The organism is Gordonia sp. LMA167 (genome assembly GCF_058130025.1).
Genome location: NZ_CM176708.1, coordinates 1,387,983 through 1,402,793, shown reverse-complemented (window position 1 = coordinate 1,402,793; position 14,811 = coordinate 1,387,983). Strand labels below are relative to the sequence as shown.

Below are 14,811 nucleotides of genomic sequence, written 5' to 3'. Positions count from 1 at the left end.
TTTCCCGAATGCCTGTTCATCGATTCCTGATGGACTCCACTGTGACCTGGACCGCACGATGGTCGGGTGAATCCGACCACTCCGATGCATGTACGCCCGCGCACGATGACTTACATCGAACGCGAGTCCGGCCCGCTGTTGCTCGATCTCTACCTGCCTGACAGCGCATCGACGTCGGCGCCGGTGCCGGTGGTGTTGTGGCTGCACGGTGGCGGCTGGTTCACCGGTGACCGCACCCTCGCACCTGACCTGTGGACCCACTTCGTTTCTCGTCGCATCGCCATGGCGGCCATCGACTACCGCCTCAGCGGCGACGCGCTGTTTCCGGCCCAACTCCACGATGTGCGCGCCGCGATCCGTTTCCTGCGAGTCCGGGGCTCCGGATTCGGGCTGGACGGCCGCCGCATCGGGCTCTGGGGTGCGTCGGCGGGCGGACATCTCGCCGCGCTCGCCGGCGTTACCGGACACGTGGCGCGACTGGCGGGAGAGATGGTGGACGCCGACGTCGCGAGCGCCGCCGTCCAGGCGGTCGCCGAGTCGTACGCTCCGGTGGACCTGGCGCAGGAGAGCATCGGACCCGGAGCCGCACTCCCGGGCACAGATCCGCGTACCTCGCCGGAGTCGAGATTGCTGGGTGGCCTGCCGGGTGACGATCCCGATCTCGCCCGAATGGCGAGCCCGCACATGCGCGTGACGGCGTCCGCACCGCCGTTCCAGATCTCGCACGGCACTGGCGACGTGCTGGTCCCGTCCTCCCACAGCGCGCTGTTGTTCGACTCTCTTCTCGCTCACGATGTCCCAGCCGAGTTGTACCTCGTCGACGACTACCGGCACGGCTTCCTCAACCCGGCCGGTCGCCTCGACGTCGCGATGGCGACGGTGATGGACGACGGCCGCCTCGCCGCGGCGGGATCGGCTTCGGCAACCCTGCGGTCATCCGCCCCCGCGAGCACGCGCGACGTCGGCTTCGGTTTCGACACCGTCGGCCGATTCTTCGAGCGCCACCTCGACCCGACCTCCGTCACACCCATCGATTCCACTGCCACACAGGAGAACGCATGACCGTCAACGACCTCGACGCAATCCACCGCCTGACACCCGTCGTCGGCGCCCTGCCCGGCGAGCAGGTCCCTTACCTGATGCCCAGCGGGGACGGTGAACGCCATGAGATCGGCGGTCAACTGTGGACCGTCGTGGCCCGATCATCGGACAGCGGAGGCGATTTCGATGCGGCCTTCGTCCTCGGACCCCGCGGTTCGGGCGCGCCGTTCCACCGTCTCGCGCATCAGCGGTCGTACTACGTCTTCGACGGGTCGATCCAGTTCTGGCTGCCGGGCGAGAGTCGGGTGCTCGGCCCCGGCGACTCCGTGCATGTACCCGCCGGCACGCCCGTGGCCTACCGATTCCTGCACCACATGTCGCGGTTCCTGCTGTTCTCCGCCCCGGGCGGAGCACTCGATGCGCTCGGTGACACCGACGGCGCTGCGGCCCAGCATATCTACCGCGCGACCGGCGCCGTCGAAGCACCCGGCATACCCGCCGCCTGGACTGTCGCCGACATCGACTTCACCGAACCGTCGGACGTCTGGGACGACGCCCTACCCGCCGGCACCGAGGCCTATTTCCAGCGCGCGCACACCGGCGACCACCGGGCCTGGCCGGACGCGATCAACACGTTCTCGGCCCGGGGCGTCAACACCGACCGGCGCTACTTCTCGGTGACCACCCTCGGCAACCGGCAGCCCTACATCCCGCAGCACTTCCACCAGCTCCACACCGAGAACTTCTTCTGCCTCTCCGGCCGGATCTGGCTGTGGGTGAACGGCACCGAGGTCTTGCTCACCCCCGGAGACTTCGTCCACGCACCGCCCGGCACCATCCACAGCTATGCCCTCGGCGCGCACAACACCCGCATGCTCGGCGTCCTCACCACCGACGTGTTCGAGCCCTTCTTCGACCGGACCGGCGAGCCGACCGCCGACAACGTCTACACCGAAGGTCTGATCAACCCGGCCTCGCTGATGGCGAAGCTCGGTCAGATCTCCGACCTCGATGTGACGATGGTCGGCCCGCCGCCGGAGACTGCGTACGGGCACCTGTGACAGGGCTACCCCTGAGCCACTGGGCCTGCGGCCCACCCGCTGGCCTCCGGCCCGCCCGTAACGAAAACCGCCGGTCAGTGTCGGGGAGATTCCGACCCTTTCACGGACCCGAGGCCGGTCCCGGGGATGCTTTCTGGTGCTGTGGATTGAGCACTCCCGCAAAAGCCGGCCCGCCGCCTCGAGCGCACCCGGCTCAGAACCCGGCTCAGAACCCCGCGCCCGGAATCCAACTGGTGCCGGCCAGCGGAACCCGCGCCATCGCCGACGCCTCGATGGAGATCGCCACCAGGTCCTCGGGTTCGAGGTGCTGCAGGTGCGCCTTGCCGCACGCGCGGGCGATGGTCTGCGCCTCCATGGTCATCACGCGCAGGAAGTTCGCCAGCCGACGACCGCCCTCGACCGGGTCGAACCGTGCCGACAGTTCGGGGTCCTGCGTGGTGATACCGGCCGGGTCCTTGCCCTCCTGGAAATCGTCGTAATAACCGGCTGCCGAGCCCAGGGCCTCGTACTCCTTGGCATAGCGAGGGTCGTTGTCGCCCAGAGCGATCAGGGCCGCGGTGCCGATGGCAACCGCATCGGCACCCAGCGCCATCGCCTTCGCCACGTCGGCTCCATTGCGGATGCCGCCCGAGACGATGAGTTGGACCTCACGATGAACACCCAACTCCTGCAACGCCTGAACGGCTTGCGGGATCGCGGCCAGCGTCGGGATGCCGACGTGCTCGATGAACACGTCCTGGGTGGCCGCGGTGCCGCCCTGCATACCGTCGACGACGACGACGTCAGCGCCGGAATGTACTGCCAGCTTCACGTCGTAGTAGGTGCGGGTGGCGCCGACCTTGACGTAGATCGGCTTCTCCCAGTCGGTGATCTCACGCAGCTCGTTGATCTTGATCGCGAGGTCGTCGGGTCCGGTCCAGTCGGGATGGCGCGACGCGCTGCGCTGGTCGATCCCCTCGGGCAGGGTACGCATCGCTGCGACCCGCTCAGAGATCTTCTGGCCCAGCAACATTCCGCCGCCACCCGGCTTGGCGCCCTGACCGAGGACGATCTCGATGGCGTCGGCCTTGCGCAGGTCGTCGGGATTCATCCCGTAGCGCGACGGCAGGTACTGGTAGACGAGATTCTTGGACTGCCCGCGCTCTTCCGGGGTCATACCGCCGTCGCCGGTGGTCGTCGACGTGCCGACCTCCGACGCACCGCGCCCCAGTGCTTCCTTGGCGCCGGCGGACAGCGCGCCGAAGCTCATCCCGGCGATTGTCACCGGGGTGTCGAGGTGCAACGGGTACTTCGCATTTCGGCTGCCGAGGACGACGTCGGTGTCACACTTCTCGCGATAGCCCTCCAGCGGGTAGCGCGACATCGACGCACCGAGGAACAGCAGGTCGTCGAAGTGCGGCAGCTTACGCTTGGCGCCCCAGCCGCGGATGTCGTAGATCCCGGTCTCGGCGGCCCGCTGGATGGCGGCGATGGTGGTGCGGTCGAAGGTGGCGGACTCGCGGAGCCCTCGCTGCTCGATGCTTGGGTTGGTCATGGTGTTCTCCGTTGCAATTAGGGTGTGGCAACGCATCTGCTCGCGGGTTGAGTAGCGACGAGCGAGCTTGCGAGCCCGACGCGTATCGAAGCCTGGTGCGCGATCTCGATACGCCTCCTCACTTCGTTCGTCGGCTACTCGATCAGCGAAGAGCGTCAGTACGCCGAGGTGTTGTCGACGTGGAAGTGGTAGAGCTCGCGGGCCGAGCCGTAACGGGTGTAGTCCTTGGGGTCGTCGCCCTTGAAGCCGGCGGCCTTGAGCAGTCCGGCAAGCTCCTCGAGGTGCTCGGGGCGCATCGGCTTGGCGACGCAGTCCGCGCCGAGCGAGCCGACCTGACCGCGCACGTAGATCCGGGTCTCGTAGATCGAATCCCCTAGGCCGTCACCGGCATCGCCGCGGATGACCAGCCGGCCGGCCTGGGCCATGAAGGCGCTGTTGTGGCCGACGTTGCCGCCGACGACGATGTCGACACCCTTCATCGAGATGCCGCAGCGCGCAGCCGCATCCCCCTCGACGACCAGCAACCCGCCATGTGCGGTTGCCCCGGCCGACTGCGATGCGTTGCCCTTCACGACGACGGTGCCGCTCATCATGTTCTCGGCCACACCGGTGCCGGCGTTGCCGTTGATGGTGACCTCGGCCCGCTGGTTCATGCCGGCGGCGTAGTAGCCGACGTGCCCGTTGACGGTGATCTTGACCGGCGCATTCACACCGGCGGCCACGCTGTGCGCTCCTGACGGGTGATCGATGACGATCTCACCGGAGATGTCGTCACTGTGCAGCGCGGCGTTCACCTCGCGCAGAGACGTCGTCGCGAGATCGAAGGTGTGGTTGGGGTTCAGCGTGTCCATGCGTAGACCACCTCAGGCTCGGGTTCCCAGATACGTGCGTTCTCGACGCCGGGCAGGTGGGCCAGGGCACGGTATTCGCTGGCCATGGCGACCCAGTCGTCGGTTTCGGCGATGACCGCCGGCTTGCAGGCGATGGCGTCGCGCACCACCGCGAAGGAGTCGTGGTTGGACACCAGCAGGGTGTAGAAGCCGTCGAAGGTGGCGCACACCTCTTTCAGCGCGGTCTCCACGTCCTTGCCCTGGGCGAGCTGATGTGCGACGAAGCGTGCACCGACCTCGGTGTCGTTCTCGGAGTCGAAATGCACACCCTCGGCGCGCAACTCACGCCGGATCGTCGCGTGGTTGGCGAACGAACCGTTGTGCACCAGACACTGTTCGGGCCCGACGGCGAACGGATGTGCCCCCGATGGGGTCACCGCGGATTCGGTGGCCATCCGGGTGTGGCCGACCCCCTGCCAGCCGCTGGCGTTCGGAAGTCCCCATGCCTGCACCAGGTCTCGCGGCGCACCGACGCCCTTGAGGACGGTGAGGTCGGCGCCGAAGCCGGCGACCAGCGCCTGCGGGTACACCGCCGTGGCGGCGGCGAGCAGTGTTTCCGAGTCGACCGCCGCGCTGAGCACCAGGGTGTCGTCGACGAGCTGTCCGCTGACCTCGCTGCCCAGTTCTGCGCCGACAGTTGCCGCGGCCGCGTCGAGTTGGTCTGCGGTGACACCGGTTTCGAGCAGCGAAACGCAGCCCTGCCCGGCCGGTGACCAGGTCGGGTCACCGTAGATGGCGATGCCGGCCGAGTCGGCGCCGCGGTCCTGCATCTCGCCGAGCATCTGGCCGAGCAGCTCACCGAGGCGGGGGTGGAGTTCGGGGTTGCGCAGATGCAACCCGACGATTCCGCACATGTCGTCTGTCCTTGTCTGTCTGTCTGTCTGGGTCGGTCCGGAAGGGTTAGAAGGCGGTCAGGTAGTTGTCGATCTCCCACGGGGACACCGCGGAGTGCCACGCGAAGAACTCTTCGCGCTTGAGCCGGGAGAAGTAGTCGGAGACGAGTCCGGCATCACCGGCTCCGGTCTCGGGAACCGCGGCGTTGAGTACGCCGGTGACGACAGCGTCAGCGTCCATGGCCTCGACGGCGTGCAGCAGGGTCAGCGGCAACGAGTCGATATGCGATGGACAGCTGCCGATCTCGCCCGGGTCGAGGCTGCGCTTGATGCCGTCGAGTCCCGCACCGAGTGCGGCCGCGATCGCCAGATACGGGTTGGCCGAGCCGTCGCCGCCACGCAGTTCGACGCGCTGGTCGTCGGGGACGCGGACGAAGTGGGTGCGGTCGTTGCCGCCGTAGGTGGGGCGACGCGGCGCCCACGAAGCACCCGAGCGGGTGGCGGTGGCACCGGTTCGCTTGTACGAGTTGACCGTCGGCGCCATCACCGCCTGCAACGCACAGGCGTGCTCGAGCACGCCGCCGACGAATCCGTAAGCGGTCGGCGACAATCCGAGCCCACGCTGGTCTTCCTCGGCCGACTCGGGGAACACCGGGGCGCCGCCGGAGGTCAGGGACAGGTGGAAGTGCAGACCGGAACCGGTGCGCTCGGCGAACGGCTTGGGCATGAAGGTGGCGACCATGCCACGCTCGGCCGCCATCGTGGAGAGGAGGTAGCGCAGCGTGATCACCCGATCCGCTGTGGTGAGCGCCTCGGCGTACTTGAAGTTCTGCTCGAACTGGCCGTTCCCGTCCTCATGGTCGTTGGCGTAATTGCTCCAGCCGAGCTGGTTCATCGCGGTGGACACCGCGGTCAGATGGTCGTACATGCGGGTCAGGCCGCGGACGTCGTAGCAGGGTTGATTGGAGTCGTCGGCATCGTCGGCGGTGACCAACTCGCCGTTGGCGTCCCGCTTGAGCAGGAAGTACTCGACCTCCGCGCCCACCCACGGCTCGAACCCGGCGTCGGCGGCCTGCGCGATCAGCGACTTGAGGATGTTGCGCGGTGCGAACGGCCACGGCTTGCCCTCGACGTGCGGATCGCAGTGCACGATCGCGAGTCCCTCTTTGATGAACGGGATCGGCGTGAACGACGCTGGGTCGGGGATCGCGATGAGGTCGGGGTCCTTCGGCTCCTGGCCGATGGCACCCACCGCGTAGCCGGCGAAGCCGACACCGTCGGTGGCCAGTTCGTCGACGGCTTCGACGGGTACGAGCTTGGCGCAGGGCTTACCGCGCAGGTCGACGAACAGGGCGAGGATGAACTTGGTTCCCGAGGCCGCGCACAGGTCGGCGAGTTCGGTGCGGTCGGTCATGGTGGTTCTCCGTCAGTGGGGTGTCGAGATCAGTATGTCTGCTGTTGGGAAACTTTGTCTACAACGAGTAGACGCTTTGAATATTTCCACCCTGTTACGGAGTCGTGAGTGCTGTGTGTCGATCACCGCGAGATTGGGGCGTTTCAGTCGTCCACTCGCTGCGCCGCGCGCAGACATTCGACGAAGCCGTCGACCGTCGGGTTCGACGACTCCTCGGCTCGTGCGATCAGCAGTGCTGTCGTCGGCGCACCCTCGATGGGGCGGATCACGACGTCGGCCGGACGAAACCGCGACACCGACGCGGGGAGGATCGAAATCCCCACCCCCGCCGATACCAGCCCAACGACCGTCTCGTGATGGATCGCCTCCTGGACCACCTGCGGTTGAGCCCCGACGGTGGCGAACAGCGCCCAGATCTGCGCCACATAGGCGGGCATCAGGTCGTTCGGGAAAAGGATCAGGCGCTCGTCGACCAGGTCGGAGACCCGAATTGCGGAATGGGACGCGAGGGGATGTTCGACCGGGAGGACGGCCACCATCTCCTCGGCGAGCAACGGCTCCACCACCAGCCCCGGCTCGGCGCCGCCGGACCGGATGAGTCCGACGTCAAGGGCCCCCGCCGCGAGTGCATCCAGCTGCTCGCGCGTCGTCAACGGCGACAGGTCGACACGCACATCGGGATGGATCTCACGGAAGATCCGCAGTCCGGGTGGCAGCACGGTGCCACTGGCCGAACTGACGAAGCCGACCCGAATCCGGCCGCGCCGGCCTTCGGCGTGATCGCGCACCTCGACGACGGCATCGTCGAGTCGGTCGAGTAGCTCCCCCACCCGCTCCGCAAAGATCTCGCCCGCGCCGGTCAGAGCGACGCGCCGCGTGGTCCGGTCGAACAGTCGCGCACCGACCTCCCGCTCGAGGTCCTTGATGTGCGCGGTGAGTGGCGGCTGCGAGATGTGCAGTCGCGCGGCCGCCCGCCCGAAGTGAAGCTCCTCGGCCAGGACATGGAAGTAGCGCAGGTGACGGAGCTCCACGCAGATCATTCTGCTTGTAAGAATAATCTGCGTCAAATACATATTGGAGTTTTGGCAATGATCGTCGTCTACTGAGACACATGACGATTGACCACGGGGCTCCCGTATATCCCCTCGCCGCGGAGGCGGTTGGCGGAATCATCCGTGCGGCAGAACTCCCGCCGACACCGTGGCGCAACGGCGCAGGCGTGACCCGGCGCATCGCCGTCGGTGGGACCGACTCCGCCACTCCCGACTGGACACTCAGCCTCGCCGACATCGAAACCGGATGCCGGTTCTCGACTTTCCCGGCGATGCTGAGGACCGCAGTCGTCGTCGGCGACGACCCGGTGGATCTCACCATCAACGGGTCCACCCGCACCCTCGCGTTGCTGGACCGCGCCACCTTCGACGGGGTGGATGACGTACGCGCCACCCCCACCCGAGGCGCGACCAGACTGCTGAACCTGATGACCCACCGCGATGTCTGCGACGGCACGCTGAGCCTGCGCAATCTGCGCGGCACGCACACGATCGGCGCGGATGACGGCGTCGCGGTGACGGTCCTCGCCGGCTCTCTCACCGTTGACCATCAGGAGTTACGCCGCTGGGACACAGTCCTTCTGATGGGCGAGCCGTGCGAGGTCTCCGGCGCCGCGACCGTCGCGGTAGCCCACATCCGACCACCGACAGCCCAGCCGACAGAGGAGAGCCACTCGTGACCGAGTCCACCACCACCCGAACCACATCGGTGAGCCGACTGCTCGCCGAGATCGCCGACATCGGAACCGACACCGCCCGAGGCGGTTACAGCCGCCCCGTTTATTCATCCGCCGAACTCGAACTGCGCGAGTGGTTTGTCGCGGCCGCGCGGGAGCGTTCACTCGAGATCGAGATGGACCGCAACGGCATCATCTGGGCATGGTGGAACCCGGCACGGCTGGCCCTCGTCGACGCGGTGGTCACGGGTAGCCATCTCGACTCGGTCCCCGGCGGCGGCGCGTTCGACGGTCCGCTGGGCGTCGCGTCGGCGCTGGCCGCCATCGATGCGCTGCAGGCAAGCGGGATTCGCCCCACCCGACCGCTCGCCCTGGCCGTGTTTCCCGAGGAAGAGGGCTCACGCTACGGGCTCGCCTGCCTCGGTTCGCAATTGATGACCGGCGCGGTAACCCCCGAACGCGCCGCAGCACTCGTCGACGCCGACGGCACGACCTTCGCGGATCTGGCGGCCCGCAACGGGCTCGATCCCCGCGGGATGGGCCGCGACGACGAGCGCCTGGCGCAGCTCGGCTGTTTCGTCGAACTCCACGTGGAACAGGGCCGCGGGCTGATCGATCAGGATCGTGCCATCGCGATCGGGTCGTCGATCCTCGGACACGGGCGCTGGCGCCTGTCGTTCAGCGGCCAGGGCAATCACGCCGGCACCACCCTGATGGATGACCGGCGTGATCCGATGCTGGCCGCAGCCGCAACGGTTCTCGACGTCCGTCGTCTCGGACGCGCCGTCGATGGCGCCCGCGCGACCGTCGGGAAGCTCGATCCGGTCCCGGGTGGCAGCAATGTGATCGCCTCGCGGGTCGACGTCTGGCTCGACGTCCGCCATGAAGACGATGCCGTGGTCGCCTCACTGGTGGCCGACATCGCCGCCGCTGCCCGCGAACACGCTGTGGCCGAGAACTGTTCGATGACCCTGACCGAAGCATCGATGAGTCCCCGCGTGGACTTCCATCCCGGGCTGCGCGGTCGGCTGTCGACGATCCTGCCTGATGCGCCCATCCTGCCCACCGGTGCCGGCCATGACGCGGGCGTCCTCAAGGAGGAGATCCCGACGGCCATGCTGTTCGTCCGCAATCCCACCGGCGTCTCCCACTCTCCCGACGAGTACGTCGAGGATCCGGACGCCGACGCCGGCGGCGACGCCCTCGCCACAGTCCTCGCAGACCTGATCACCCAACCGTCCAACCAGCCCTCCACTCACTGAAAGCGAACCCTGACATGACCTCCACCACCACCCGTTTCCTCATCGTCGGCGGCGGCCTCGAAGGCCTGGCCATCGCCTGGTCGCTGGCCGACCAGGGCGAGACCGACGTCCTCGTCGTCGAACGCGACACTCTGTGCTCGGGTATGACCGGCAAGTCCAGCGGCGTCGTCCGCTGCCACTACGGCAACCCGTCGCTGGCCGCGATGTCCTGGTACGGCGTCGACATCTTCACCCGCGCCACCGAACTGTTCGGCGATGACATGGCCTTCCAGCAGTGCGGCTATGTCGTCGGCGTCGGCGAGAACAACGTGGCCCCGTTGCACGCCAACGTCGAGATGATGCAGGGTCTCGGCATCGACGTCGACCTGATCGGCCACGACAAGATGGCCGAGCTCTGGCCGGGCCTGCATCTCGACGACTTCGCCGCGTTCGCCTATGAGTCTCTCGGCGGCCGGGGCGAGGCGTACATGGCGGGCATGGCTTTTGCCGCTGCGGCACGCAAACTCGGCGTGAAGGTGCGTCAGTCGACGACCGTCACGAAGCTGCTCCAGGGCGCGGATGGCCGCGTCATCGGCGCGGAGCTCGCCGACGGCGACACCATCCACGCCGACACCGTGATCGTCGCCGCCGGTCCGTGGACCCCCGCACTGACCGAACCGGTGGGAGCACCGGTCGACGTTCGCGCCCAGCGGGCCCAACTCGTGCTGATCGACCAGGGCGAGCCCACCCCGGTGGTGCCGGTGCTCTCGGACCTCGCCGGTCTGTCGTACGTTTGCCGCGAACCCAACGGCGAACTGCTGGTGGGCAACTCCGACCACGCCGCGCCGCAGTACATCGACCCGGACAACTACATCAACCGCGCCGACGAGAGCACCATCGACAAGATCATCATGAAGATGGGTCACCGCCTGCCCGACATGCCCGATCCGCGCATCACCAGCAGCTACGTCGGCGCCTACGATGTCACGCCCGATTACAACCCGATCATCGGCCCGTCCCCGGTGGACGGCCTGTTCCTGGCGACCGGCTTCTCGGGTCACGGTTTCAAGATCTCCCCGGCCGTCGGCAAGCTGGTCGCCGACCTGCTGCTCAGCGGTTCGACGACGCTGAAGAACGTTGATCCGCAGGACTTCCGGTACTCGCGATTCGCCGAGAACGATCTCCTGCTGAGCCTCAACCCGTATGAGGGGGCCGGCGAGATGCGCTGAGATCGACCGGCGCACATACGAGAAGGGCACCCCGTCAGCGGCGGGGTGCCCTTCTATGTGTGCGTCGAGCCCTGAGGTGATGAGCTTGCAAGCGTCACCCCCGGTCCCTGAGGAGCCTCCGAGCTTGCGAGCGTCACCACCTCGGTCCCTGAGCCTGAATCCACCGATTGGTGGGTGGGGTGGACTTTTGTGTTTTCGTGACTTGTGTTGTGCGCGTTGAGGTGTGGTGAGTAGGGGGTATTCGCCGATCTCTGAGTTCGGCTTGTTTCACTGGGTCCTCGTGTTGGGCCGGGGTGGCGGGTGGATAGGTCAGGCTGCGGCGGGTTGTCGGTGGTGGGTGGCTGCGAACAGGCGTTGCCATTCGTTGTGCCAGGGCCAGTCGGCGGGCAGGTGCAGGGTCAGGGTGCGCGCGGATCGGGCGGTGCGGGCGGGTACCTGGATCAGGGTCCGGCGAATGGTGGGTGTGGTGGCCGCGGCCAGGCGTGGGCCGGCGATCGAGGCTGCCGCGCGGGTGAGGTTGAACGCGATGACCGCGCACGTCAGCCAGGCCGCGTTGGCCGCGAAGCACCCCGAGGGCATGTGGGCCAGTGCGGAGGCTTTCAGATCGGCGTGGACTTGTTCGATGATGGCGTGGCGGCGGTGGATCTTGTCGGCGGTGACGGTGTCGGCATCCTCGCTGGGGGTGGTGGTGAAGAAGGCGTGGAAACGCCACAGCTCAAACAGGGATTGTTGCTCGACCGGCGTGGCCGAGGGTCGCAGTGCGCGGGTGCGGCGCACGATCAGTCGTCCGGGCACCTGCGCGGATGCCGGGTCGGACGCGAAGGCGGTGAACGCGATCTCAGCGACTTCGGCATCCGAGATCAGCTCGCCGGTATCGGGGTCGGTCACCGCCCGCGGGTAGTGGATCGGGGTCCAGTCGCGCTCGTCGATCTGGGTGATGGCGCGTTTGACGTCGGGGTTCATGCGCGCGGTGATCGAGACGTGGGCGCCGGCACGCCGCGCTGCGGCGATGACTTTGCGACTGTAGAACGCCGAATCGGCACGCACCAGGATCCGGCGGTGATCGCAGGCTGCGGCGGTGTGCAGCGCTTCGGTCAGCAGACTGCCCGCCCCGCGCGCCGAGCCTGCCGGACCTGCACGTAATCGTTGCGCCACGATCAGCGGTGCGGCGTCGGTGGCGCTCACCGTGGCCAGCAGCGCGTTGAGACCACGGGTGCCGTTGTAGCCGATCCCGGCGCCCTGTTTCTGATAGCCATGGACCTGCACCACGGTGTCGTCGAGGTCGAGCATCGTCGGCTCCTCGCCGCTACCACCGGCCGGGGTCGTCTCACACAACCCGGCCAGCAGCCGGCAGGCCACGGCATCGAGCTGGCGCACATGACCGAAGGTGAAGGCCCGCAGGAACGAGCCCAACGTCGAGGGCGCATACGGGTGGTCGAACACCGAGCCCATCGCACCATGGCGCAGCACCGCCATGTCATCGATACTGTCAGCACCCATGACCATCCCGGCGATCAGCGAGGCCACCTTGGCCCCCGCGTGCGCACCTTTATCGGTGGGCAGCTGCACGAACTGATCCACCAGCTCATCGAGCCCGCAGCGATGCGCCAACGCCATCACCGGCACCACCCCGGCCGCCGCCAGCAAATTCGGGTCATCGAACCTCACCGACCGCACCGGCGCGGTATGACACAATTGCATCTACGAGATGCCCTTTCTGAGTGACTGGACAGACCTTCGACAAGTCCCATCCTCTCACTCCGACAGGGCATTTCGTCTCACCAACACCCCCAACAACCCACAACATCGGTGGATCCAGGCTGAGGAGCCTCCGAGCTTGCGAGCATCACCACCTCGGTCCCCCTGAGGAGCCTCCGAGCTTCCGAGCATCACCACCTCGGTCCCTGAGGAGCCTCCGAGCTTCCGAGCATCACCACCTCGGTCCCTGAGGAGCCTCCGAGCTTGCGAGCGTCGCCACCTCGGTCCCTGAGGAGCCTCCGAGCTTGCGAGGATGCGTCACGAAGGGCCGCCCCTTCGTGACGCTCCTCCGCTAGCGCGCCGCTAGCGCTCCGGAGCTCCTCAGGGAGCGGGTAGCAGCGCATCTCCCGCCAACGCTACGGAGCTCCTCAGGGAGCGTGGTGGCAGGCATCTCCCGCTAGCGCTCCGGAGCTCCTCAGGGAGCGTGGTGACAGCGCATCTCCCGCTAGCGCTCCGGAGCTCCTCAGGCTCAGGGCGCGTGGTGGCAGACTGCGGTAAATGACAGCGCCACAACGAATTACCCAAGCCCCGTCTCGTCGTGCTCGACAGGCCACCACCCCGGTCCCTGAGGAGCGAGCTTGCGAGCGTCACCACCCCGGTCCCTGAGGAGCGAGCTTGCGAGCGTCACGAAGGGCCGCCCACCGGACACCACAACGGGGGCCCACCGTCATGGTGGACCCCCGCAGGACGGAATAGATCAGCTGGATACCGGGATCGGCTCCGACGATCCGGTCGCGGCCGTACCAACCCGCGGCGGCACGGTCGCCGACAGCCCCGGTGCATGTCCCACCCCGGCAGCCGGGATCTCGTACGCCGACTCCGCGTGCACGGTCGAGTCCAGGCCGGCCACCTCGGTTTCCTCGTCGACCCGCAGCCCGATCGTCTTGTCCAGAGCCTTGGCGATCAGATAGGTGGCGACGAACGAGAACGTGCAGGTGATCACGATGCCGGCGAGTTCACGCCACAGGATGCCGAAGTCACCGCCGAGCAGGATGCCCTCCACGCCGGCGGGGGCCGACTCGGTGGCGAACAGCACGATGCACAGGGTGCCCACGATGCCGCCGATACCGTGGACGACAAACGCGTCGAGGGTGTCGTCGACCTGGAACTTGTTCTTGAAGCTCAGGCAGAAGGCCACCACACCACTCGCGAGGATGCCGACACCGAGCGCGCCGACCGGGCTCATCGTGTTCGCGGACGGAGTGATTCCCACCAATCCGGCGATGGCACCGGTCATCATGCCGAGCGATGTGACATGTCCCTCGCGGATGCGTTCGATGATGGCGAAGCCGATCATGCCCGCGCCACCGGCGAGCAGCGTGTTGAGGATGACCACCTGGGTCACGAAGTTCGCGCCACCGGCGCAACTGCCGTTGAACCCGAACCAGCCGAACCACAGGATGCCGCCGCCGAGCAGGGCAAGCGGGACATTGTGCGGCCGTTCCATCCGACGGCGTCGGGCACCCAGCACGAGAGCCAGAGCCAGCGCGGCCACACCGGAGTTCATGTGCACCGCCGTACCGCCGGCGAAGTCATGGATACCGACGTCGTTCAGCAGGAAGCCACCACTGAAGCCGTCACCGTCTGCCGTGAACACCCAGTGCGCCACCGGGAAATACACCAGGGTCAGCCAGATCGGCGCAAACACCAACCATGCCGAGAACTTCATCCGGCCGGCGGCGCCGCTCGCCACGATCGCGACGGTGATGGCGGCGAACAGGATGAACCAGGCCGCGACGTAGAGCACCTGGATTCCCCCGGACGCGTCGTCGGACATCCACTTCCCGAGTCCGAGGTAGTCGGCCGGGTTCCCGATGATCCCCCAGCCCTTCACCGACGGTCCGGAGACCAACCCATAGCCGAACAGGACGTACAGCACACAGGTGATGCCGAGGGTGGCCAGCACCATCGTCATCATGTTGAGGACGTTCTTGGAGCCGACCATGCCACCGTAATAGAGGGCGAGGCCGGGAAACATGAGCAGGACGAAGACGAATGCCGCCAACATCCAGGACAGGTCCGCGTGCGCGGAGAGTACGGATTCCATGGGAGAACTTTCGGTGAGGTGGGAATGGATCGCG

The 14,811-nt window shown here is 67.2% G+C and carries 12 protein-coding genes; 5 read left to right on the top strand and 7 right to left on the bottom strand.

The genetic code is table 11. The features are described from left to right. Positions 1-66: 66 nt before the first annotated feature. Entirely contained in the window at positions 67-1,062 is a 996-nt protein-coding gene (locus ACVT6V_RS06290; protein WP_489898943.1) for an alpha/beta hydrolase fold domain-containing protein, read from the top strand. Next, complete coding sequence (locus ACVT6V_RS06285; RefSeq protein ID WP_489898942.1) at positions 1,059-2,102, top strand: quercetin 2,3-dioxygenase; 1,044 nt, start codon at positions 1,059-1,061, stop codon at positions 2,100-2,102. The genes ACVT6V_RS06290 and ACVT6V_RS06285 overlap by 4 nt, the downstream gene beginning before the upstream one ends. 205 nt (positions 2,103-2,307) lie before the next feature. On the opposite strand, the gene ACVT6V_RS06280 is transcribed toward ACVT6V_RS06285, so the two are convergent. The 5 genes from ACVT6V_RS06280 to ACVT6V_RS06260 all read right to left on the bottom strand — a co-directional run bounded on the left by ACVT6V_RS06280 (position 2,308) and on the right by ACVT6V_RS06260 (position 7,804). Next, positions 2,308-3,636 (bottom strand): FMN-binding glutamate synthase family protein, encoded by a 1,329-nt coding sequence (locus ACVT6V_RS06280; protein WP_489898941.1) that lies wholly within the window; start codon positions 3,634-3,636, stop codon positions 2,308-2,310. Between the two features lie 155 nt (positions 3,637-3,791). Then, positions 3,792-4,487: a protein glxC gene (locus ACVT6V_RS06275; protein WP_489898940.1), complete on the bottom strand. Its 696-nt coding sequence runs from the start codon at positions 4,485-4,487 to the stop codon at positions 3,792-3,794. Beyond that, positions 4,475-5,380: a class II glutamine amidotransferase domain-containing protein gene (locus ACVT6V_RS06270; protein WP_489898939.1), complete on the bottom strand. Its 906-nt coding sequence runs from the start codon at positions 5,378-5,380 to the stop codon at positions 4,475-4,477. The genes ACVT6V_RS06275 and ACVT6V_RS06270 overlap by 13 nt, the downstream gene beginning before the upstream one ends. Before the next feature lie 46 nt (positions 5,381-5,426). Further along, positions 5,427-6,773 (bottom strand): type III glutamate--ammonia ligase, encoded by a 1,347-nt coding sequence (gene glnT / locus ACVT6V_RS06265; protein ID WP_489898938.1) that lies wholly within the window; start codon positions 6,771-6,773, stop codon positions 5,427-5,429. Between the two features lie 143 nt (positions 6,774-6,916). Beyond that, positions 6,917-7,804, bottom strand: coding sequence for a LysR substrate-binding domain-containing protein (locus ACVT6V_RS06260; RefSeq protein WP_489898937.1), 888 nt, complete (start codon positions 7,802-7,804; stop codon positions 6,917-6,919). An 80-nt stretch (positions 7,805-7,884) separates the two neighbouring features. Here ACVT6V_RS06260 and ACVT6V_RS06255 point away from each other — a divergent pair, with 80 nt between their 5' ends. Genes ACVT6V_RS06255 through ACVT6V_RS06245 form a run of 3 tightly spaced genes read left to right on the top strand, consistent with a single transcriptional unit; the run spans position 7,885 to position 10,972 of the window. Then, positions 7,885-8,505 (top strand): HutD/Ves family protein, encoded by a 621-nt coding sequence (locus tag ACVT6V_RS06255; protein WP_489898936.1) that lies wholly within the window; start codon positions 7,885-7,887, stop codon positions 8,503-8,505. Further along, the gene (locus ACVT6V_RS06250) at positions 8,502-9,764 is read left to right on the top strand and encodes an allantoate amidohydrolase (protein ID WP_489898935.1); all 1,263 of its coding nucleotides are present in this window, start codon (positions 8,502-8,504) and stop codon (positions 9,762-9,764) included. The genes ACVT6V_RS06255 and ACVT6V_RS06250 overlap by 4 nt, the downstream gene beginning before the upstream one ends. 14 nt (positions 9,765-9,778) lie before the next feature. Then, complete coding sequence (locus ACVT6V_RS06245) at positions 9,779-10,972, top strand: NAD(P)/FAD-dependent oxidoreductase (protein WP_489898934.1); 1,194 nt, start codon at positions 9,779-9,781, stop codon at positions 10,970-10,972. A gap of 309 nt (positions 10,973-11,281) precedes the next feature. Here ACVT6V_RS06245 and ACVT6V_RS06240 read toward each other — a convergent pair whose 3' ends face one another. Next, entirely contained in the window at positions 11,282-12,673 is a 1,392-nt protein-coding gene (locus tag ACVT6V_RS06240; RefSeq protein ID WP_489895676.1) for an IS1380 family transposase, read from the bottom strand. Positions 12,674-13,427: 754 nt separating this feature from the next. Further along, positions 13,428-14,777, bottom strand: a complete 1,350-nt coding sequence (locus tag ACVT6V_RS06235) for an ammonium transporter (protein ID WP_489898933.1) — start codon at positions 14,775-14,777, stop codon at positions 13,428-13,430. Positions 14,778-14,811: the final 34 nt, after the last annotated feature.